Raw genomic sequence first — 20,141 nt, forward strand, 5'->3', positions numbered from 1 at the left:
TAAAACAATATATTATGGCTAAAAATGTAGCAACCGAAAGGGAAATATTTGGGCATCCAGTAGGATTATTTATGTTGTTCTTTACAGAAATGTGGGAACGTTTTTCATACTACGGTATGAGAGCTTTACTGGTTTTATATTTAATTAGCGAAGTAGCAAGCGATAATCCAGGTTTAGGATGGTCTAAAAGTGATGCTAGTAGTTTATATGGTTGGTACACAATGCTTGTTTATATTACTCCAATTATTGGAGGAATTATTGCCGATAAAATTTTAGGATTTAGAAAGGCAATTATCATAGGTGCTGTATTAATGACATTAGGGCATTTATCATTAGCTTTTGAACCAATGCCAGCGTTTTATTTAGGGCTTGGTTTATTAATTGTAGGTAACGGGTTTTTTAAACCTAACATTTCTTCAATTGTAGGGCAGTTATATCCAGAAGGAAGTGATAAAAAAGATTCAGGATACACTATTTTTTACCAAGGAATTAACGTAGGAGCTTTCTTAGGATCAATTTTATGTGGTTACTTAGGAGAAACTTTAGGATGGCACTATGGATTTGGATTAGCAGGTATATTCATGTTTATAGGATTAATTCAGTTCCATTTAGCACAAAAAATGTTTGGTGAAATTGGATTAGCACCAAAGAAAGAAACTTCTGAAGAAGCTGCAGCAGTAGAAAAAGAGCCATTAACAAAAGTAGAAACACAAAGATTAATTGTTGTTGGTGTTTTAGCATTTTTCTCTATCTTTTTCTGGGCAGCTTTTGAACAAGCAGGTTCAAGTATGAACATTTTCGCAAGTGAATATACTGATAGAAGTTTAGAGGGAGTTGGAGTTACAGTTTTTAAAATAGTTGGAGCTTTGTTATCTGCTTTACCAGTGGTAATTTTAACTTGGTTATTCATAGGAATGTTCAAGGCAATTGGTAAAACGTATGCTACAGCAATGATGTTTATGGCATTAAGTGTTACCATTTTATGGGGAATTATAGGATACATGATTTACAATCAATTTTTTGATGAAAATCCTGAAGTACCTGCAACATGGTTCCAGAGTTTAAATGCGTTATTCATCTTTACTTTAGCACCTTTATTTTCTTGGATTTGGCAAAAATTAGCGAAGACAAAATACAATCCTAACGGGCCTCAAAAATTTGCAATTGGTTTAATATTATTAGGATTAGGTTTTATTCCAATGGTAATAGGATCAGCAGGATTAGGTGTTGATTCAGTACAAAAAACGAGCATGATTTTCTTAGTATTAGCATATTTGTTACATACAATGGGAGAGTTAAGTTTATCTCCAGTAGGTCTTTCTTATGTAAATAAATTATCACCAAAAAGATTATTAGGTATCATGTTTGGTATTTGGTTCTTCGCTTCAGCGATGGGTAATAAGTTAGCAGGATCTTTTTCTAGCTACATGGAAAAAATCGCACAAGAATCTTCTATGGCCGATTTCTTCAACATCTTAGTTTGGATTCCAATCATCGGTGGTGTGGTATTATTCCTTTTAAGTTTCCCTCTTAAAAAATTAATGCACGGAGTAAAATAATAAGGAACATTTAACCTCATGATAGTTTTTTATCATGAGGTTTGTTATATATAAACGATAAATAAATATGAGTTCAGTTACATCAAATGATTTTTTTAAGTCAAAAGTATTAGGTCATCCTTCAGGGTTATTTGTGCTTTTTTTCACAGAAATGTGGGAACGTTTTTCGTTTTACGGAATGCGTGTATTATTAATAAACTTTTTAACAGCAGCAGCAATTGGTGCTAATCCAGGTTGGGAATGGTCGGCAGAAAACGCAGGAGCATTATTTGGTACCTATGCAATGTTATTATACTTAACCCCAATTTTAGGAGGTATCATAGCCGATAAATTAACAGGATACCGTTGGGCAGTAGTTATTGGTTCGATCATTATGACCTTAGGACACGCTGCAATGGCTATTGAAACAGAGTTTTGGTTGTATGTTGGTTTAGCTTTATTAGTAATAGGTACAGGTTTTTTTAAGCCTAATATGACGTCTATTATTTCAGAAATGTATAAAGACTTACCAGAAAAGAAAGATGGTGCTTATACTATTTTTTACATGGGAGTTAACGCAGGAGCTTTCTTTGGAATGATGTTATGCGGATACTTAGCAGAAAAAGAAGGATGGTCTTGGGGATTCGGTTTAGCTGGAATCTTTATGTTATTAGGAACGTTACAATTCTGGTTAGCGAAGCCATTATTCGGTACTATTGGAGATGTTCCTTCTAAAAATGGAAAAGAAGAAGCTGAAGTATCAGCTACAGAAACATCTAACGATAGCGATAAAACAAACCCTTTTACAAGTTTAGATAAAATTTTAATCGCGATTGCTTCGGTAATTGGTTTAGGATATGCAATTAACGATCCGTTATCAAAAATTGGAGGAATTGATCTTTTCGGAGCCTTAAAAATAGGTGATTTTGATGGACAGTACGTAGCTGTATTATTCGGTTTAGCAGTATTCTTGTTCTTAACAATTTCTCGTATATCAAGATATACCAGAATTGTAAGAGATAGAATGATAGCAGTAATTATTTTCGCATTCTTTACGGTATTCTTCTGGATGAGTTTCGAGCAAGGAGCAACTTCATTAATTCTTTTTGCTCGTGATAATGTAGATAGAGTTTTAACAGGTAATGCGCAGACAATCTTTAACATCGTAAATACATTGTTAACAGTAATTCCTTTAGTAATTATTACTTGGGTATTATACCTTTTAGGAAAAGAAACGGGTAAAAGAATACCAGCGTCAAACATTGTGTTAGCAGTATGTTTTTTAGGTGTTTGGGCTATAGTAGGATGGATGTTATATGTTGAGTTCTCTGCGGAAGCTTCAGAAATTACAGTTTCTTGGTTCTCAATATTAAACTCGTTCTTTATCATTGCATTTGCAAACTTATTCTCTAAGTGGTGGGATTCAAAATACAACCCATCTGCAGCGGTTAAATACGGTTTAGGTTTAATTATTATGGCTGTAGGATTTGGTTTATTAGCATTCGGAGCTTACGGAATTACCGACGGAGTTAAGGTAAGTATGGTATGGTTAATCTTAGCATACTTATTCCATACTTTAGGTGAATTATGTTTATCACCAGTTGGTCTTTCGTATGTATCTAAATTAGTACCAGCTCGTATGATTGCATTTATGTTTGGTATGTGGTACTTAGCAATTGCGATAGGAAACAAGCTAGCAGCAGTTTTTGGAGGACAAATTGAAAACATTACAAAAGAATACAGTTTATCAACTTTCTTCTTAATTTTTACAATTGTACCAACAATTGCAGGACTTTTAGTTATTGCTTTAAACCCAGTAATTAAAAAGTTAATGCACGGGGTGAAATAACCCTAAATATAGGTTAAAAGAACTTTTAACAACCTGTCAAGTCAAAAACTTGGCAGGTTTTTTTGTAAATTTGGAACACTTATTGAGACTTTAAGGATATGAAAAAAATAATAGTAGTAGCGGTTTTCGCCATTATTTCATTTGGAATAAGAGCACAAGAGAATAAAGTTAATTGGTTAACTTTTGAAGAAGCGATGGAAATGAGTGAGAAAGATCCTAAGCCAATTATGGTAGATATTTATACCGATTGGTGCGGATGGTGTAAAAAAATGGATAAAACAACGTACCAAAACAAGGTAATTATAGATTACATCAATACACATTACTACCCTGTAAAGTTAAATGGTGAAGCTAAACACGATATTATGTTTCAAGGAAGAACTTTCACTTACCAAGCACAGGGTAGAAGAGGATATCATGAATTAGCAGCAGCGATTATGAAAGGGCAATTAAGTTATCCGTCAACTGCTTTTTTTAATACAGAAAGACAATTATTGCAAAATGTTCCTGGATATTTAGAAGAGAAAAGATTTGAAAAAATACTAGCATATTTTAATAAAGAGAATTATAAGAGTACACCTTGGCCTGAGTTTGAAAAAAACTTTAAAAGTGCCATGTAAAAGCTATTCTCTAATAATATAAACACCATTTTGACCCGTATACCAAAATGGTGTTTTTTGTTTATCACAAGTTTCTTTCCATCTATTAACATACGATTTGTAGTTGCTTCCATCCGCAATAACTTGTTGAGGTTTTAGCGAAGTAATTAATCTGTTTAAATTGATTTTAGGACTGTTTTGTAGTAGCACTATCGGATTTTTAAGTCCGTTAATTTGATAAACGCCTAAGCTATCTATAATCAAGATTTGTTTATTGTTGAAAGATATAACGTTAAATACTGAATCTGTATTTTTAGAAAGAATATGTTCACCAATTCTGTAGGATTGTAAAAGTTTTTCTTGTTGAAGAATGGAATCACTTATCGAACTAAAAACGTGTAGTTCGTTACCATTTCTTTTTCCTAAAACAGTATGCCTGCTTTTGTGAAATACAATAAACTCACTTTTGTTTACCTTCTCATGTTTTTCATAAAAATATATTCCTTGTAAAAGAAGAATAGAAGTGAACAAGAAAACAACACTTTTAGAAGTTTTGCGAATCCAAACCTGAAAGAAGAAAATGGTAAATACATACCAAGCCAACATCGCCCAGAATGACATCGATATCTCTTTCAATAGAAAATCTTCCTGATGTGAAATCCAATCGACAAAATAATTCATCAAAGAAATTACGAATCCGTACGCATTAGCTGCAAATTGAGGTAAGATATTGAAGGTTGCTAATAGAATGATTACTATTCCGCAGCCTAAAATTGTTCCTAAAAAGGGAATGATAATTAAGTTAGATAGAATAAACAATCCTGGAAACTGATGAAAATAGTACAAACTAATAGGTAAAATTCCTGCTTGTGCGGCTACCGAAACTGTAAATAGTTGCCAACCTTTGTCGAGAACTCGTAACTTAGGTTTCCATAAATCATAGAGTAACGGTTGTACCCAAACAATGCCAAAAACGGCTAAATAACTGAGTTGAAATCCAACATCGAATAAGAACATGGGTTTTACCAATAGTAAAAATAGCATGGAACTGATTAAAGAAAACTCAATAATCTTTTTTCGTTTAAATGATTGTCCAATTGAAACAAAAGTGAACATGGTTACAGCTCTAACTACAGAGGCTGATAAGCCTGCGATAAAAGCAAAAAACCAGAGTAATACTACAATGCAAGTAGTTTTAATAAGCATTCCATGCGGAATTCTTTCCAAAGGTTTTAATAGATAGGTGAGTAGCCATAGTAAAATTCCTATGTGTAACCCTGAAATGGCTAGGATATGAATTGCGCCTGCATTAGTATAGCTTTCTAATAATTCTTTTGATATTTCTTGACGCTGACCGAGTAATAAAGCATTAATGACTGCAAATTCATCGTTTGAAAAATGATATTGTTTTAAGGAAGTTTGTACTTTTTCTCTAATACTAGCCGATAAATTGATTAAAGAAAAACTTGTATCATCAAGTTGTTTAAATTGCTGTTTGCTTAAAAATACTTGATGATAAATATACTGTTTGGCTAAATACTGTTTGTAGTCAAATTGATGCGGATTTAAAGGAGGAATTAATTCTTTAAAAGGAGTTTTAATAAAAATCCGATTACCAACAGCAAGTGAGGTTTGTGTACTGTCTTTTTGAATGTTTAGAAGAATAGTTCCGTTTGTTTTGGTAGAATCAACCTGAGAGACTTTAGCTACATACTTTGTATAATAATTTCCGGGTTTTAATACTTTTTGAATAGTTAGTACAGAAGATGAGTCGTCTGTTAATTGATGTTCGTAATAATTCGCATAATTCTTCGGATTGTGAATGTAGGTAGTGCTAATTCCGATAGAAACAAATAATAGTAAGCTAACGATACTAAGCACTTTTCGCTTTTGAAACCTTTTTAAAAAGTAGAGAGCAATTAGAAAAACTAGCAATAAAACTCCTAAATAAAGAAGGTTAAAATGCCAAATCTGTGTGTAAAACTGAAGTGTTATTCCAATAATCACACATAGCAAAAAATGAAAAGGAGGGTATGTAAGCAACTTTTTCATAACCTTTTAAAGTTATGAAAAAATTAAATAAAAATAGTATCCGTTTGAATAAGAGAGAAATATAATTAATAAGTTGTTGTCATATTATCATCTACACAAATAATAAAATCAGCTTTTTTGAGGTTTTCTTTTTCAAGCTTGTTAATGTCCTTTTGTAAAACCGTGGTGATTGTTGCATAATTCAAATTAGTATTTTCATTCTTCAAATACCACAAAATTCCTTCGTAATAATCAGAGTGATAAGCTCCGTTATAGTGCAAAAACAAATGATTTGGCAGGTGGTTTTTCAAAATGAAATGTGCCATAGTAGCATCTTTTATGGCTTGAGCCATGACTAATTTTGGAGTACCATGATCTCCCATCATCGTCAGTATTTTTTTATAGGTAGGTAATTCGCTGTCAAATTTTATAGGCAAAGGAGCAATCCATGATTTTTCGGTGTCTGATAAAGCATCAAGCGCTTCAAACCCTTTTTTATACACCAAATTAGCATATGTTCTAGGAATGTTACTTGCAACAAAGTTCAGCTTTTGGTCTTTTGCAAAATTAACAAGCGGAGCATAATCGGTTTTATAGTTCGACCATAATCTAGCCAAGGTGTCTAGTTGTTTGCTATTGATACTACCGTTTACATATTGACTTAAAGGTTGTTGATTATCAGCTTCAAACATTTCAGCACCTAAAATAAGTTTTCGTGTTTTGTTAAGGTCGTTGGTCACTTCATACTGAAGCCAATGCGCAATAGGGTTATTATGAAGTTCTCCAAACAAAACAATATCATTTTTTGCTATTTTTTTAAGCATTCTGTCATAAGAAACTTTCTTTCCTTTAGCATTGTATATTTTATAAGCCCTTTTTTGAGCAACTAAGTTAAGAGCGACAAACAAGAATAGAAGTAAAAAGGGAGTCTTTTTCATATTGGTTTGTTTTAATTGACAGAATTAGAGTTCAGTTTTAATAACTAATATCCATAGCTAGCTAATTTACCCAAAATTGCAGAATAGCCAAATAAAAAAAGCAACCTTATTGGTTACTGAGCGTAGCCGAAGTAAGATTGCTTTTCAATGCTATTTAGTCTTTGAAATACGTTAAACGATTTCTACAAATAAACCTTCCTCTGTTTTTTCAACTTTAGCAAGGTTGTTTTTAGTTAATCCTTTAATGGTTTTGTCCCACTTTTTGTTAGACAAACCACTTTGCGTTTTTAACTCGTTTAAATCTATTTTTTCAGCTTTTTCTATCAATGCTAACAATGCTTTTTCATCATCATTTAACTCAACAGAAGGAGCTTGCTTCTCAGGTTTCATTTGTGGGAAGAATAACACTTCTTGAATTGATGGATTGTTCGTTAAATACATAATTAAACGATCCATTCCAATTCCTAATCCAGAAGTAGGAGGCATCCCATATTCTAAAGCGCGTAAGAAATCTTGATCGATAAACTGACCTGCTTCATCATCTCCACGCTCCGCTAATTTTAATTGTGCTTCAAAACGCTCGCGTTGATCTATTGGGTCATTTAATTCAGAGTATGCATTGGCAATTTCTTTACCACATACCATTAACTCAAAACGCTCAGTTAACTCAGGATTGTCACGGTGCTCTTTACATAACGGAGACATTTCCTTCGGATAATCAGTAATAAATGTTGGCTGAATGTAGTTTCCTTCACATTTCTCACCAAAAATCTCATCAATTAACTTTCCTTTACCCATTGTTTCATCCACTTCGATACCCATGTCTTGAGCAGCTTTACGGATTTCATCTTCCGATTTTCCGTTGATGTCAAAACCAGTAAAATGTTTGATAGAGTCTGCCATAGTAACACGTGCATACGGAGCTTTAAAATCTACTTTATGCTCTCCAAAAGTAGCTTCAGTAGTTCCGTTTACAGCTAAAGCGCAGTGTTCTAATAATTTTTCGGTAAACTCCATCATCCAGTTGTAGTCTTTGTAGGCTACATAAATTTCCATTGCGGTAAATTCAGGGTTGTGCGTTCTGTCCATTCCTTCGTTACGGAAGTTTTTCGAAAACTCATATACACCGTCAAAACCACCAACAATCAAACGTTTTAAGTATAACTCATTCGCAATACGCATGTATAACGGAATGTCTAAGGCGTTGTGATGTGTAATAAATGGTCTTGCAGCAGCACCACCTGGAATAGGTTGTAAAATTGGCGTTTCTACTTCAAAATATCCTGCATCGTTAAAAAACTGACGCATCGCATTGAATAACTTTGTACGCTTTACAAAAACTTCTTTTACCTGTGGATTTACTACCAAATCAGCATAACGCTGACGGTAACGCATTTCAGGATCTGTAAATCCGTCAAAAGTATTTCCTTCAGCATCTACTTTTGGTAATGGTAATGGCTTTAAAGATTTACTTAATAATTTAAAATCTTTTACCATTACAGTGATTTCTCCTACCTGAGTTTTAAATAACTCACCTTCAATTCCTACAAAATCACCTATATCTAATAACTTTTTGTACACTTCATTGTACAAGTTTTTGTCTTCACCAGTACAAATCTCGTCACGGTTAAAATATACCTGTACACGACCTTCACTATCTTGTAATTCAGCGAAAGACGCTTTTCCTTGAATACGACGTGACATTAATCTACCTGCAATCACCACCTTTTTACCCTCTTCAAACTTCTGTTTAATCTCTTTCGAGTTTGAATTTAATGGGAATAAATCAGCTGGGTAGGGATTGATGCCTAATTCTCTTAGCTTCCCTAACTTTTCTCTACGTACAACTTCTTGTTCTGATAATTGCATGGGTTATTTTTTATTAATTTTTAATGAAGCTGCAAAGATACAATCAATTGCAGAATTAAACAACGCTTAACAGATTCACCTTTTTTGTAAAAAACTCAAAAAAGTTTGCAAACTTTAAAAAAGGTTGTATATTTGCAGTCTGTCTAATTTTAAAAGGACAGCATTTAGTTGTGTTGTTAGGTACTTTAAATAGTACCATGGTTTTGTTAACCAATGGAAAGCTTCCCTGAGATGGGTTGCTTTTTTTTTGCGCTAAATTTAAGTGTTTTTTGAAGCCATTTCCCGCTTTTCGCACTCGCTTCCCGAAGTGTCGGGAGAGCTCAAACAATTGCTACAATCGGGGCTAAGCGTATTTGCTAACTTTCCTAATTATTTAAGGGGTCTTTAAGCATATCCGAAGGGACATTATCAATAAAACATCTTCCTAAAAGAAAGAATTACTGTACTCAAAAAACTTCACGATAAATAAAACTAAGTATACCGTAGCAATAGAAAATTTAATAGTTGCGGATGCTAAAAATCCAAGAAAAGCACCGAACGAGGCTTTAATAGCTCTGTTGGTATCTTTATTGTCATAAATCAATTCACCAACTAAAGCTCCCACAAAAGCACCAATTAAAATTCCGAAGGGAATAGGAGTAAAGAGCCCCACAATTAAACCAATTGTGGTACCATATACACCGTATTTAGAGCCTCCAAAGCGTTTGGTTCCCATAGCAGGGATAAAATAATCAAGAATAAATATGAAGATAGCAATAGCTAGGGTAATGCCTAAGAACGTCCAGTTTTGAGGAATAACACTTGTTAAGTGTAATAATAACAAACCTACCCAGCTAGTAATAGGTCCTGGTAATACAGGTAAAAACGACCCAACAATTCCTAAACAAGCAAATACAAACCCAAGTATAACTAAAAATATATCCATTAACTTTTTTATTGATATGACGAAGATAGGAAAGGTTTGTTACATATTTATTAACTAAAAAATTAGTTTAAACTAATTTTTTAGTTATATTTGTTTCAGAAATATTTCATATAAAGCACTATGAGTAAACAATTAACGAAAGCAGAAGAGCAGATAATGCAGGTGCTATGGGAACTAAAAATAGCTTCGGTAAAAGAAGTGATTGAGCAGTTGCCAGAACCAAAGCCAGCATACAATACGGTTTCTACCATAATTAGAATTTTAGAAACGAAAGAATTTGTGGGGCATAAACCAAAGGGGAGGGGTTACGTGTATTATCCGTTAGTAGAAAAGTCAGAATATAGCAATGAAAGTTTACACAAGTTAATGGATGGTTATTTTGGAGGTTCATTTAAAAGCATGGTTTCCTTTTTTATGAAAGAAAACAAAATGGACATTCAAGAACTAGAAAGTATTTTAAAAGAGGTGAATAAAAATAAGAAGTCATGATCAACTATATTATTCAAGTTATATTATTTCAGGTACTGTTTGTAGCGGTGTACGATTTCTTTTTAAGCAAAGAAACCTTTTTTACTAAAAACCGATGGTATTTGTTGGGTACAGCAGTGCTGTCGTTTGTATTGCCTTTGTTTAAAATTCCAACAGTTCAAAAAACAGTGCCGCAAGAATATTATATTTTATTACCAGAGGTAGTGTTGTCGCCCCAAAAAGTGATTGAAAAAGCGGCTTGGTATCAATCCATTACTTATTTAGACCTGTTATTTTGGAGTGGATGTACCTTGTTTCTAATAGTGTTTTTAGTAAAGTTAGAACGTATTATTCGACTGGTATTACAATACGGAACTATTCCAAAAGGAAATTATAAATTGATATTACTTCCGAAGGAAACCAAAGCGTTTTCATTTTTCAATTATATTTTTTTAGGAAAGGATATTCCATCATCAAAGCAAGAAAAAATCATTCAACACGAATTGGTGCATAGTGAACAAAAACACACGTTGGACTTACTGTTTTTTGAGTTTTTAAAAATAGTAATGTGGTTCAACCCGATGGTGTATGTGTATCAAAATCGTATTTCTTTAGTTCATGAGTATATTTCAGATGCTGTAGCAAGTAAATCTGATCAAAAAGAAAATTATATCAACCATTTACTCGCTGATATTTTTCAGGTCGAGCATATTTCATTCATTAATCAATTTTATAAACATTCATTAATCAAAAAACGAATTATTATGATGACAAAAACACAATCAAAAAAGGTAAAACAGCTAAAATATTTGCTGCTGATTCCGCTTTTAGGAAGCATGATTTTGTATACGGCTTGTTCTAGAGAAGAAGTTAAGATAGAAAAGCAGCCTGTAACAGTATATAAAACTGAAGATGGTAAAATTGTAAAAAAACCTTCTACTGGTTACCAAAGTAAATATTTGGACATTTATTTAGGAGATGGAATGCCTAATGCAAAAGAATACTCTATTGATGAATTAAGAGAAGAGGAAAAAGGAGAGTATTTAGATTTGTTGAAAGGATTTAATAAAGAAGGAATGCCTCAATTAAATATTAGAGTTTTTGAAGCTGAGAACGGTAGAAAAATGGTTGCTTTTGAAAAACCTAATTTAAGTCAGTATGGTAAGCTTGGAAAGATTAATTATCATGATTCAGAAAATGTTCCTTTTGCTATGCTAGATAAAGCTCCAACTTTTCCTGGATGTGCAGAAGGAGATAAAGATTGTTTTCATAAAAGTGTAAGCAAGTTTGTGCAAGATAATTTTGATATGTCAATAACTAAAGATCTTGGACTTCCAACAGGGAAAAAAAGAATCTATGTGCAATTTAAAATAGACAAAGAAGGTAAAATAATTGATGTTAAGGCAAGAGCTCCACATCCAACATTAAAACAATATGCTGAAGAATTGGCACAAAAATTGCCACAAATGGAACCAGGTGAACAGCGAGGAAAAAAAGTAAGAGTAGGCTATACCTTACCAATTACTTTTGAGGTGAAATAAAATAAGTATCTTGGTCACAGATAACCAATGAACAATACCAAAAATAGAAACGTGAAAAATAAAATTTTACTTATTGTTTTTGTAGTAGGAATTATAAAAGTCGAGGCGCAAGTTTCGGCTTTTCAAACTATTGATAGTTTACTAAATAAAGGACGCTATCAAACAGCATTAACAAAGTTACATGAGTTGGATACTACTTTTCAATCAACTTCAAAAATAGCGGCAATTTATGCATCTATAGATAATCATAAACAAGCTTCTAAATACTATGAGAAAGCATTGGCATTGCAAGATGATTATGCTGTAAAAGTAAACTTGGGAAAAGCGTATCAGAAAGAAAAAAAGTTAGAAAAGGCAATTGAAATTTATGAAGGAATTATAAATGAGGATGCCGAAAATTTATTGATACAATATCAACTAGGAAAATTATACGCAAAAACCAAACAACCTGCTAAGTCGATAGAAACTTTTAAGAATTTAACCCAAATAGATAGTACAAATGCAAATTATTACTATCAATTAGGAATTGGATATGCAATGTTGAACAAGAATAATTTAAAAATTAATAGCTTTTTAGAAGCTTACAAAAACGATGAGGAGCATATTAAATCGATTCATCAATTGGCGTTGGCGTATACTTTTTTAAGAGATAAAGATTCTGCAACTATTTTTATCAATAAAGGGTTGGAAGTCGATCCTAATCATATAGCTTTAAATAAACTTAAAATTAATAACCTCTACAGAAAAGAAAAGTATAAAGAAGCGATTAAACTATTAGATAAGATAGATTCTATAGAGCCTAATGAGCATTATACTCAAAAAATGTTAGGACGAAGTTATTTTAACTTGAAGAAGTATAAGAAGGCAAAAGAGTATTTTAATAAAGCGCTTAAAATAGATCGATCAGATTTTAAAGCATATAAATATTTAGGAGATATTGATTTTGAACAGAGAAAATTTCATAAAGCACAGTTGAATTATACATTAGCGACTTTTGTTGGTAAAGAACCAAGAGATGAGGAATATTACCAATTAGCAAGAGTGTATAAAGAGTTAGGTAACTCTAAAGAAGAGTTGAGTTTATATAAAAAGGCTTTTGATGAGAATAAAAAAAATTATCGAGCATTGTTTCAATTGGCTTTAAAGAGTGAAGTTTATTATGAAGACAAGAAAATTGCATATAAGTACTATAAAACTTATATAAATCGTTTTGAAAGAAAAGATGTTTCATATACTGAATATGTGAAAACACGATTAGAAGCGATAAAAAAACATTATTTCTTACAAGGAGAAATCTTAGATTAGTAGTAAAATTCGTATATTCATCTTAAAATCAATAAGATGAATATACGTTATGCCGTCTTTTTACTTTTACTAACTACTTCTTGTGATTTTTTTTCACCACCCAAAAACAAAAATCTACAAACTCTTGATACTATAGTAGATTTTACGAAAGTAGATGTTTCTCCTGCTTTTAATAGATGTAGAAGTCTTTCAGAAGAAGAAAAATCAAATTGTTTTAGGGAAGAAATTCATCAAAGGTTTGCTAAAAGTTTACAAGAGTATTCTTTTGTAATACAAGAAGGAATAGAAGAAGAGGTACTTATTGATTTATTAATTACTGCTGAAGGTAAATTTATATTGAAAAATATTACGGCTTCAAATAATGTTACGCAGCAACTTCCAGAGTTGGATAGTATTTTAAAATCTACTATTGAAAAATTACCGCAAATACAACCCGCAACAAAAAGAGGTATTCCTGTAGTTACGCAATATCACTTGCCGTTAAAAATTCAAACAAAATAAGCTTAGAGTTTTAACAACTCTTCTACAAAACCACGTTCGTTAGATAATCTCGGAACTTTGTGTTGACCACCTAATTTCCCTTTTTCTTTCATCCAATCGTAAAATAAACCTTTACGGGCTTGATGCACTTTTGGCATTGCCAAGGTCATGTTGTTATAACGTTTAGCCTCGTAGTCAGAATTGCAATTTTTTAGGGCGTTATCTAACATTTCAGTAAAGAAGGCAAGATTTTTAGGAGGCTTTTCAAACTCTATAATCCATTCATGTGCTCCATTTTCCTTTCCGTTCATAAAAATAGGCCCAACTGTATATTCTTTTATTTCACTATTGGTTTTATCACTGGCAGCTTTTAATGCTTCTTCGGCATTTTCAATAATTAATTCCTCTCCAAAAACGTTTATGTGATGTTTGGTACGCCCAGTAATTTTTATACGATAAGGATCGGTTGAGGTAAATTTAACTGTGTCTCCAATTAAATAACGCCATAAACCACCATTGGTAGTTATTACAACAGCATAGTTAACATCTTTCTTTACTTCGGAAAGAGGAATTGCAATAGAGTTTTCACCATCGTATTGATCCATAGGAATGAACTCGTAGAAAATTCCGTAATCTAACATCAATAACATTTCATCAGAGTTGTTTCGATCTTGGATAGCGAAGAATCCTTCAGAAGCGTTATAGGTTTCATAGTATTTAAAATCGTCTTTCGGAATCAACTTTTTGTACTGTTCACGATATGGGTTGAAGTTGATTCCTCCGTGAAAATATACTTCTAAATTAGGCCAAACTTCTAAAATATTATCCTTTCCAGTTTTTTCTAAAACTTTGTTTAGTAAAACTAGCATCCAAGAAGGAACTCCAACCAAACTGGTAATGTTTTCGTGAATGGTTTCGTTGATAATGGCTTCCATTTTCGTTTCCCATTCACTCATCAATGCTGTTTCTTGTTTAGGCGCAGAGCTGAAATCTGCCCAAAAAGGCATGTTTTCAATAATAATAGCTGAAAGATCTCCGAAAAAAGAATTATTATCTTCATATACAGCAGAGCTTCCGCCTAAGCGAAGTCCTTTTCCTGTAAATAACTTAGCATCTTCATTGTTGTTGATATACAGGCACAACATATCCTTTCCTGCTTTAAAATGGCAATATTCAATAGCTTCATCACTTACAGGAATAAACTTACTTTTTGCGTTGGTGGTGCCGCTAGATTTTGCAAACCAACGGATAGGTGTTGGCCAAAACAAATTTTGTTCTCCTTTCCTACAGCGTTCAATAAGTGGTTCAATACTCTCGTAACGTTGAATAGGAATATTATTTGCAAAGTCTGAGTAATTTTTAATTGAAGCAAAGTTTTGTTGTTTTCCGAATTCAGTATTCTTAGCTGCACTCACAAGTTTGAGTAACAACTCATTTTGCACATCAATAGGGTATTTTAAAAACAACTCAACTTGATGTTTACGCTTTTTTAAGAACCAAGAAATGATTGAATTTATAAATGGAAACGTCATAGTTTAACTCTTAATTCAATTTTTTTACAGTAAGTTTGTGAAGCTAAAAGTAATAAAATTTAAGACATGCAATACCAAGGAGTTTTAAAAAAAATGCCTACCGAGAATCTAACGACTGTTCAGTATTATTTAGAGATGTCATCTGGTTATTTGAATATGAATCAGTTATTGAATAGAGAAATGTCTTTAAGCTTTGTTACTTATGAGTGTTTAAATTGTCATTTAGAAAAGAAAATTTACCGTCAAGGTTTTTGTAAGAGTTGTTTTTTTGAAATACCTACTGCTGGTGATTGGATTATGCGTCCTGAATTGAGTAAAGCGCACCTAGGAGAAGAAGATAGAGACTTAGAATATGAGAAAAAAGTGCAGTTGCAGCCACATATTGTGTACTTGGCAAATTCAAGTAATGTAAAAGTGGGAGTAACGAGAAAACAACAAGTGCCAACTCGTTGGATTGATCAAGGAGCACATGAAGCTATTGAAATAGTTGAGGTGCCAAATCGATATTTAGCAGGAATAACAGAAGTAGCTTTAAAAGAACACGTTGCTGATAAGACCAATTGGAGAACGATGCTGAAAAACGACATTAAAGATGAAAATTTGGTGGAGTGGAGAGAGCGCTTACAAGAGTTTATTCCTGAAGAAGCAAAAGAATATTATATAGCTACAAATACGGAAACAAATATTCAATTTCCTGTAGAGAAATACCCCAAAAAGCCTAAGAGTTTAAACTTAGAGAAAGAAGAAAACTACACAGGTAAGTTGGTTGGAATAAAAGGACAATACCTAATTTTTGAAGACGAAACGGTTTTTAATGTTCGCTCTAATGAAGGGTTAGTTGTAAAGATTGAGTTGCTATAGTAAATCTATTTCTCGTTGAATATTTTCACGAGCAGCTTTTTCAAATTTTTGATGGAAGTATTCAGTTTTAAATATATTATCCATGGTTAAAAAATGTTTTAGTGCTTTTTTTCGACCAGAATTGTAAACTAAGTTGGGATACACAGCGTACTCTTTTCGCACATTTTTATAGTATTGCTCGTATGTTTCCCAATTTGAACCTAAAATAGCTAAGTCAGCATCGGTAAAATAGTTGGTGTCAGTATCTTCTGATACTTTATGATGTTTAGTCGCTAAAATTTGATTTCCACACCTTTTAATAATTTCTTCAGGTACAGAGAGTAGTTGCATTCTTTTTATAGCAAATTCAGCACTCTTTTCTTCATTATTACTTTTAAGTGAATTGTAGATTACATCGTGATATAAAAGTGTAAATAAAATAGTATTCCAAGAGTTAATTTCTGTTTTCACTTGAGATAATTGAAAAAGTAAATTTTCTAGATGAACTAAAGTGTGATAGTATCGTTTTTTGTCAGTATGGTTTTTAACAATCTCTTCCCAAAGAGTTAGGTGCAGTACTTTGTCATCAGAATAATTAGCGGCTAAACTTAGAAAAGTATTTTTTAGCATAGGAAATAAAATAATGAGATAAAAAAAACGGGGATATCCCCGTTTTTTAATTTTTTATAGCAACTTGATGGTTATTCATTCGTAACTCACTCAATACATTTAATGCCTCATTAATGTAAATATCTTTCTGAAGGTTTTTATGCCATGCAACACGTTTTTCTTCTAAAACAGTGTCTTTTTTAAATAAGCTTAGTTCGTATTTAGGAGATTCAAATGTTAAATGAGAATCGAACTTGAAGATATCTTTATATTGTTCGGCTTCTTTAACTTTAGCTTCGCTTTCCTTTTTAAAAGTTTCGTAGTTTAATGAGTATACTCTTTCGTCTTGATTTTTCTTTAACCACTTAGCGTACTCGTTTATTTTATTAAACTTTTCATCATTCATTACACGTTGCTTGCTGTTGTAAACAACATCAGCAAAATTGCTATAGGTATTGGTAGTTGTATACTTAGCTTGTTTTACTTTATCCCATGGTAAAGCCCCTTCTAAATCACGTTCACCAAAGTCCATATAGCTGTATCTACTAGGTAATGAAATATCAGAATATACACCTTCAATTTGTGTAGAACCACCATTGATTCTATAAAACTTTTGAATGGTCATTTTTAAAGCTCCTAAGTCGTCAGGATACTGCTCATAAAATCGATTGATTGGCAATACGTTTTGTACGGTTCCTTTACCATAAGTTTGTTTACCACCAATAATAACGCCACGCTTATAATCTTGCATTGCTGCAGCAAAAATTTCTGAAGCAGAAGCAGAGAATTCATTTACCATTACTACTAATGGTCACTTCCCATTGTATTTTAGAATCGGTGTCATTTTTTACTAAAGGATCTTCTCCACGGTACTTTACTTGTACTATAGGTCCTTCTTTAATGAATAATCCTCCGATTTCAATGGCTGTTTTTAACGAACCACCACCATTATCACGTAAGTCAACAATTAAACCTTCAACATTTTCTTTCTTTAAACGCTCAATTTCTTGCTCCATGTCTTTTGCAGCATCTCTTCTGCTTAAGTCGTTGAAATCAATATAAAATCTCGGAAGATTTATTACTCCGTATTTTTTACCATCCTTTTCAACAATACTCGATTTTACAAAAGTTTCCTCCAGTTCTACTACATCTCTAATAATTGGAATAATTTTAATAGAACCATCAATTTTTTTCTTAACGGTTAAACGTACCTCAGTTCCTTTTTTACCTTTGATAAATTTAATAGCATCATCTAAACGCATTCCTACGATATCAAGAGGTTCTTCGTCTCCTTGAGCAACTTTTAAAATGATATCATCAGCTTCTAGTTCACCTTGTTTCCAAGCAGGCCCACCAGAAATTAACTCAACAATATGCGTGTAAATTCCTTTCTTTTGTAAACGAGCACCAATTCCCTCAAGTTTACCAGACATTTCTTGATCGAAACGTGTTTTAATATTAGGAGACATGTAAGTTGTGTGCGGATCAAAACCACTTACCACACTATTTAAGAACGTAGAGTACCAGTCAGAGTTTTCCAATTCTCCAATACGCATGTACAAATCGTCCATGTTTTTTAATACTTTCTTTCTGGCTTCAACTTCTAATTCTTTAAAAGATTTCTTTTTGAAGTTTTTATCTTTTTTAGCTTTTTCGTTTTGCTGTGCTTCAGCATCTTCTATATTACTTAAAATAGATAATTTTAATTGTTTTCTCCAGTAGTCGGTTAATTCAGTTTCGTTTTTAGCAAACGGAATCTTATCGTAATCAATATCAATTACCTCATTTTTTTTGTAGTTAAAAGGTTGTTTTAATAAAGCGCGATAATTTGCTTTTCCTGATTCCATTTTTTCAAGAAAACGACTATAAACTAGTTTGTAAAAATCAATATTAGATTCTCTTAGTTGATTATCAATTTGATATTTATATTGAGAGAATTCTTTTAAATCTTCTTGTGTAAAATAGCGTTTACTTGGATCTAAACCATCAATAAAAGTAGTATATACATGTTCAGAAAAATCATCATTCAAATCTTTTTGAACGTAATGGTAACGACTTAAAATGTTTTTTAAAACGTATACAATAACTCTATCTTTTTCTGGGTCATTATTAGGAAGTGTATTCGAGCTAACAGAGTTCGAAAATAATAATGTAATAGCTAAAAATGGTATAATAAACTTCGTCTTCATAAAACCTTCTATCTTTTAAATTTGTGTTGAGTAGTTTAGTTGTGTTGCTAAGCTACTAAAATAATGCCAATTTTCTAAGTTTTGTTGCTTTTTATAAAAGCAGCAATTTAATTTTTATTCTCTTGATTTAACCTTTAGGTTCATTAAAGGATGTAATACTACGATCTCTCTTAAAGCACTTAGATAATATATCTTATGTTAGATTGAAATAATAGCGCAAAAAGCCGAAATAATAAAAACGGTAAGGTGAACAATAATTCGTATCATGACGCTTGTGTTTGATTACCACAATTTTACATATAAAATAAACGAATCTGTCTTTACAAAATGTTAAAAAAAGAATCCTTTTTTTATGTTACATTTGTTGTAAAACTTACATAAAATGCAAGACAGACCTTTAATTTTGGTTACCAATGACGATGGAATTACTGCTCCTGGTATTCGAATGTTGATTGAAATTATGAATAAAATAGGAGACGTGGTAGTAGTAGCTCCTGATAGCCCGCAAAGTGGAATGGGACATGCAATTACGGTGAATAATGTGCTGCATTGTAACCCAATTACCATAGATGAAGGCCCACAAATAGAATATAGTTGTTCAGGTACTCCAGCCGATTGTGTTAAAATGGCAAAGAATCAAATATTAAATCGCACACCTGATTTATGTGTTTCTGGAATCAATCATGGTTCTAATTCATCTATCAATGTAATTTATTCAGGAACGATGAGTGCTGCTGTTGAAGCAGGTATTGAAGGAATTCCAGCCATCGGTTTTTCATTGTTAGATTTTGATTGGCATGCAGATTTTAGAGCTGCGCGTAAGTTTATAGAAAAAATAGCGTTAAATGTGTTGTTAAATGGCTTGCCTGATGGAGTTATTTTAAACGTAAACATTCCGAAGTTAAAAGAGAAAGATATTAAAGGAGTTCGTATTTGTAGACAAGCAAACGGATATTGGAAAGAAACATTTGATAAGCGTAAAAGTCCGTTCGGAAAAGAATATTATTGGTTATCAGGAGAGTTTGTAAACAGAGATAAAGGACAAGATACCGATATTTGGGCGTTAGAAAACGGTTATATTTCTGTGGTGCCTGTTCAGTTTGATATGACAGCGCATCACGCAATTCAAAAATTACATACATGGGACATATAAAGAAAGAAATAGCCATAGGAATTTTAGTATCGTTGTTGGCAACAGCATGTGGATTTTTTGTGTATTTGCAATACATTTCACAATCAGACTTATCTGAAACACTAAACAAAATAAAAGAAGGAGGTATGTTAGGATCGGTAATAGCATTATCGGCAATACCTAATTTATTTGTGTTTTGGGTGTTTTTAAAAAAGAAGCAAGATTATAGAGCAAGAGGAGTGTTAATAACTACGATTGCAGTAGCGCTATTAACCGCAATTTTAAAATTTTTCTAA

18 protein-coding genes are annotated in these 20,141 nt (G+C 32.4%); 10 read left to right on the forward strand and 8 right to left on the reverse strand.

The window, feature by feature from the left end; translation table 11 throughout:
• The first annotated feature begins 14 nt into the window (after positions 1-14).
• The 3 genes from AC3VI6_RS08145 (at position 15) to AC3VI6_RS08155 (ending at position 4,007) form a co-directional block, all read left to right on the forward strand.
• Positions 15-1,559 (forward strand): peptide MFS transporter, encoded by a 1,545-nt coding sequence (locus AC3VI6_RS08145; protein ID WP_497705815.1) that lies wholly within the window; start codon positions 15-17, stop codon positions 1,557-1,559.
• 67 nt (positions 1,560-1,626) lie between these two features.
• Positions 1,627-3,387, forward strand: coding sequence for a peptide MFS transporter (locus AC3VI6_RS08150; protein WP_497705816.1), 1,761 nt, complete (start codon positions 1,627-1,629; stop codon positions 3,385-3,387).
• A gap of 98 nt (positions 3,388-3,485) precedes the next feature.
• The gene (locus AC3VI6_RS08155; RefSeq protein ID WP_274634492.1) at positions 3,486-4,007 is read left to right on the forward strand and encodes a thioredoxin family protein; all 522 of its coding nucleotides are present in this window, start codon (positions 3,486-3,488) and stop codon (positions 4,005-4,007) included.
• A 3-nt stretch (positions 4,008-4,010) separates the two neighbouring features.
• On the opposite strand, the gene AC3VI6_RS08160 is transcribed toward AC3VI6_RS08155, so the two are convergent.
• From AC3VI6_RS08160 to AC3VI6_RS08175, 4 genes are all read right to left on the reverse strand, one after another.
• The gene (locus AC3VI6_RS08160; protein WP_497705817.1) at positions 4,011-6,038 is read right to left on the reverse strand and encodes a ComEC/Rec2 family competence protein; all 2,028 of its coding nucleotides are present in this window, start codon (positions 6,036-6,038) and stop codon (positions 4,011-4,013) included.
• A gap of 65 nt (positions 6,039-6,103) precedes the next feature.
• Positions 6,104-6,955, reverse strand: a complete 852-nt coding sequence (locus tag AC3VI6_RS08165; RefSeq protein ID WP_497705818.1) for a ChaN family lipoprotein — start codon at positions 6,953-6,955, stop codon at positions 6,104-6,106.
• Positions 6,956-7,126: 171 nt separating this feature from the next.
• Positions 7,127-8,824, reverse strand: a complete 1,698-nt coding sequence (lysS, locus tag AC3VI6_RS08170) for a lysine--tRNA ligase (protein ID WP_497705819.1) — start codon at positions 8,822-8,824, stop codon at positions 7,127-7,129.
• 424 nt (positions 8,825-9,248) lie between these two features.
• Complete coding sequence (locus AC3VI6_RS08175; RefSeq protein WP_497705820.1) at positions 9,249-9,749, reverse strand: DUF456 domain-containing protein; 501 nt, start codon at positions 9,747-9,749, stop codon at positions 9,249-9,251.
• A 120-nt stretch (positions 9,750-9,869) separates the two neighbouring features.
• Between AC3VI6_RS08175 and AC3VI6_RS08180 the strand changes: the two genes are divergently transcribed.
• Genes AC3VI6_RS08180 through AC3VI6_RS08195 form a run of 4 tightly spaced genes read left to right on the forward strand, consistent with a single transcriptional unit; the run spans position 9,870 to position 13,564 of the window.
• Positions 9,870-10,238, forward strand: a complete 369-nt coding sequence (locus AC3VI6_RS08180; RefSeq protein WP_497705821.1) for a BlaI/MecI/CopY family transcriptional regulator — start codon at positions 9,870-9,872, stop codon at positions 10,236-10,238.
• Positions 10,235-11,758 (forward strand): M56 family metallopeptidase, encoded by a 1,524-nt coding sequence (locus tag AC3VI6_RS08185; protein WP_497705822.1) that lies wholly within the window; start codon positions 10,235-10,237, stop codon positions 11,756-11,758. The genes AC3VI6_RS08180 and AC3VI6_RS08185 overlap by 4 nt, the downstream gene beginning before the upstream one ends.
• Before the next feature lie 51 nt (positions 11,759-11,809).
• Positions 11,810-13,063, forward strand: coding sequence for a tetratricopeptide repeat protein (locus AC3VI6_RS08190; RefSeq protein ID WP_497705823.1), 1,254 nt, complete (start codon positions 11,810-11,812; stop codon positions 13,061-13,063).
• Positions 13,064-13,099: 36 nt separating this feature from the next.
• The gene (locus tag AC3VI6_RS08195; protein WP_497705824.1) at positions 13,100-13,564 is read left to right on the forward strand and encodes a hypothetical protein; all 465 of its coding nucleotides are present in this window, start codon (positions 13,100-13,102) and stop codon (positions 13,562-13,564) included.
• A gap of 2 nt (positions 13,565-13,566) precedes the next feature.
• Here the strand turns inward: AC3VI6_RS08195 and AC3VI6_RS08200 are convergent, their stop codons facing one another.
• Complete coding sequence (locus tag AC3VI6_RS08200; protein WP_497705825.1) at positions 13,567-15,075, reverse strand: GH3 auxin-responsive promoter family protein; 1,509 nt, start codon at positions 15,073-15,075, stop codon at positions 13,567-13,569.
• 66 nt (positions 15,076-15,141) lie between these two features.
• Between AC3VI6_RS08200 and AC3VI6_RS08205 the strand changes: the two genes are divergently transcribed.
• The gene (locus AC3VI6_RS08205; RefSeq protein WP_497705826.1) at positions 15,142-15,936 is read left to right on the forward strand and encodes a DUF2797 domain-containing protein; all 795 of its coding nucleotides are present in this window, start codon (positions 15,142-15,144) and stop codon (positions 15,934-15,936) included.
• On the opposite strand, the gene AC3VI6_RS08210 is transcribed toward AC3VI6_RS08205, so the two are convergent.
• From AC3VI6_RS08210 to AC3VI6_RS08220, 3 genes are read right to left on the reverse strand one after another with little or no spacing between them, the layout of a single operon-like run.
• The gene (locus AC3VI6_RS08210) at positions 15,931-16,545 is read right to left on the reverse strand and encodes an HD domain-containing protein (protein ID WP_497705827.1); all 615 of its coding nucleotides are present in this window, start codon (positions 16,543-16,545) and stop codon (positions 15,931-15,933) included. The genes AC3VI6_RS08205 and AC3VI6_RS08210 overlap by 6 nt on opposite strands.
• Before the next feature lie 46 nt (positions 16,546-16,591).
• Positions 16,592-17,323, reverse strand: coding sequence for a carboxy terminal-processing peptidase (locus AC3VI6_RS08215; RefSeq protein ID WP_497705828.1), 732 nt, complete (start codon positions 17,321-17,323; stop codon positions 16,592-16,594).
• Positions 17,313-18,713 carry a S41 family peptidase gene (locus AC3VI6_RS08220; RefSeq protein WP_497705829.1) on the reverse strand — a complete coding sequence of 467 codons (1,401 nt, stop codon included), beginning with the start codon at positions 18,711-18,713 and terminating at the stop codon, positions 17,313-17,315. Before AC3VI6_RS08220 ends, AC3VI6_RS08215 begins: the two co-directional genes overlap by 11 nt.
• Positions 18,714-19,095: 382 nt before the next feature.
• On the opposite strand from AC3VI6_RS08220, the gene surE reads away from it, so the two are divergent.
• Together surE and AC3VI6_RS08230 are read left to right on the forward strand one after the other, a co-directional pair.
• Positions 19,096-19,866 carry a 5'/3'-nucleotidase SurE gene (surE, locus tag AC3VI6_RS08225; protein WP_298996366.1) on the forward strand — a complete coding sequence of 257 codons (771 nt, stop codon included), beginning with the start codon at positions 19,096-19,098 and terminating at the stop codon, positions 19,864-19,866.
• Positions 19,854-20,141 carry a hypothetical protein gene (locus AC3VI6_RS08230; protein WP_274634930.1) on the forward strand — a complete coding sequence of 96 codons (288 nt, stop codon included), beginning with the start codon at positions 19,854-19,856 and terminating at the stop codon, positions 20,139-20,141. Before surE ends, AC3VI6_RS08230 begins: the two co-directional genes overlap by 13 nt.

This window comes from Tenacibaculum sp. TB-56 (assembly GCF_059716275.2).

What these genes read in the sequence shown, in the direction of transcription:
- AC3VI6_RS08145 (WP_497705815.1), top strand. Translation starts at nt 15, where the DNA reads ATGGCTAAAAATGTAGCAACCGAAAGGGAAATATTTGGGCATCCAGTA.
- AC3VI6_RS08175 (WP_497705820.1), bottom strand. Translation starts at nt 9,749, where the DNA reads ATGGATATATTTTTAGTTATACTTGGGTTTGTATTTGCTTGTTTAGGA.
- AC3VI6_RS08165 (WP_497705818.1), bottom strand. Translation starts at nt 6,955, where the DNA reads ATGAAAAAGACTCCCTTTTTACTTCTATTCTTGTTTGTCGCTCTTAAC.
- AC3VI6_RS08180 (WP_497705821.1), top strand. Translation starts at nt 9,870, where the DNA reads ATGAGTAAACAATTAACGAAAGCAGAAGAGCAGATAATGCAGGTGCTA.
- AC3VI6_RS08150 (WP_497705816.1), top strand. Translation starts at nt 1,627, where the DNA reads ATGAGTTCAGTTACATCAAATGATTTTTTTAAGTCAAAAGTATTAGGT.
- lysS (WP_497705819.1), bottom strand. Translation starts at nt 8,824, where the DNA reads ATGCAATTATCAGAACAAGAAGTTGTACGTAGAGAAAAGTTAGGGAAG.
- AC3VI6_RS08230 (WP_274634930.1), top strand. Translation starts at nt 19,854, where the DNA reads ATGGGACATATAAAGAAAGAAATAGCCATAGGAATTTTAGTATCGTTG.
- AC3VI6_RS08220 (WP_497705829.1), bottom strand. Translation starts at nt 18,713, where the DNA reads ATGAAGACGAAGTTTATTATACCATTTTTAGCTATTACATTATTATTT.
- AC3VI6_RS08155 (WP_274634492.1), top strand. Translation starts at nt 3,486, where the DNA reads ATGAAAAAAATAATAGTAGTAGCGGTTTTCGCCATTATTTCATTTGGA.
- AC3VI6_RS08215 (WP_497705828.1), bottom strand. Translation starts at nt 17,323, where the DNA reads ATGGTAAATGAATTCTCTGCTTCTGCTTCAGAAATTTTTGCTGCAGCA.
- surE (WP_298996366.1), top strand. Translation starts at nt 19,096, where the DNA reads ATGCAAGACAGACCTTTAATTTTGGTTACCAATGACGATGGAATTACT.
- AC3VI6_RS08200 (WP_497705825.1), bottom strand. Translation starts at nt 15,075, where the DNA reads ATGACGTTTCCATTTATAAATTCAATCATTTCTTGGTTCTTAAAAAAG.
- AC3VI6_RS08195 (WP_497705824.1), top strand. Translation starts at nt 13,100, where the DNA reads ATGAATATACGTTATGCCGTCTTTTTACTTTTACTAACTACTTCTTGT.
- AC3VI6_RS08185 (WP_497705822.1), top strand. Translation starts at nt 10,235, where the DNA reads ATGATCAACTATATTATTCAAGTTATATTATTTCAGGTACTGTTTGTA.
- AC3VI6_RS08205 (WP_497705826.1), top strand. Translation starts at nt 15,142, where the DNA reads ATGCAATACCAAGGAGTTTTAAAAAAAATGCCTACCGAGAATCTAACG.
- AC3VI6_RS08160 (WP_497705817.1), bottom strand. Translation starts at nt 6,038, where the DNA reads ATGAAAAAGTTGCTTACATACCCTCCTTTTCATTTTTTGCTATGTGTG.
- AC3VI6_RS08210 (WP_497705827.1), bottom strand. Translation starts at nt 16,545, where the DNA reads ATGCTAAAAAATACTTTTCTAAGTTTAGCCGCTAATTATTCTGATGAC.